The organism is Mesorhizobium sp. WSM4808, assembly GCF_055811675.1.
The window spans coordinates 1-799 of sequence record NZ_JBVVQX010000073.1 but is presented as its reverse complement, the minus strand read 5'-3'; the positions used below and the strand labels follow the sequence as shown (position 1 = coordinate 799).

General features: G+C 58.6%; 1 pseudogene. It reads right to left on the bottom strand.

Features of this window, described 5'->3' with window-relative positions:
• Window positions 1-799: pseudogene (locus tag AC0L2U_RS34730) on the bottom strand (Ulp1 family isopeptidase); the annotation flags it as partial.

The window sequence follows — 799 nt, the reverse complement described above, 5'->3', positions numbered from 1 at the left end:
GCAGCTAACGCCGGCGGGGCGGCGGCCTGAACTCCGGCGTGCCCAGAGCCGGCCGCTGCCAAAGCGTCCGCCACGATCCTGCCTGACGCGGGCTCCGCATCGCGAACCCGTTCCAGCGCCAAGCGGAGATAATCGTTGCCTGGAAACAACACCTCGGCGAATTCGATTCGCGAATGATGATCCAGCCCAGAGATCGTCCGGCCCCGCCTCTCAAGCGCCTCAGAAAATCTGCGAAGACTACGACCATAGACACCACGGGTGCTTGGGGCCAAGCTGCTGTCACTGGTCACTTGTTCCAAGACATGCGCATCTGCCTTTGAAGGCACCGTCACTGGCCACCGGCCAGTGACTGAATAGCCCGGCTCATGATACGCACGCAGGACGTTCAACGCCGCCTTTATATCCCCGTTTTTCGGGAAAGAAGCATCGACGTGATCCACCAGGGATTGGTGATTTTTGAGATCAGTCGCTTGGCCACGAGCGCCGAGATCATTCGCCAATCGGCGAAGCACATTCGAGTATATTCGGAGCGTCTGCGGGCTATGGTGTTGCTGAGCCGCAGCGTGGGCAATCGCCTTATCAATAACGTCCCTGTGTTCGTCGGACAGATGGGGATAGCCGGTAGCACCGCCGCCAGCAGTAGCTGAATAGCCCGGCTCGTTATACGCACGCAGGACGTTCAACGCCGTCTTCATGCCGTCGTTTTTCGGAAAGAAAGCATTGACGTGATCGACCAGGGATTGGTGATTTTTTAGATCAGTCGCTTGGCCACGAGCGCCGAGATCATTCGCCAATCGGC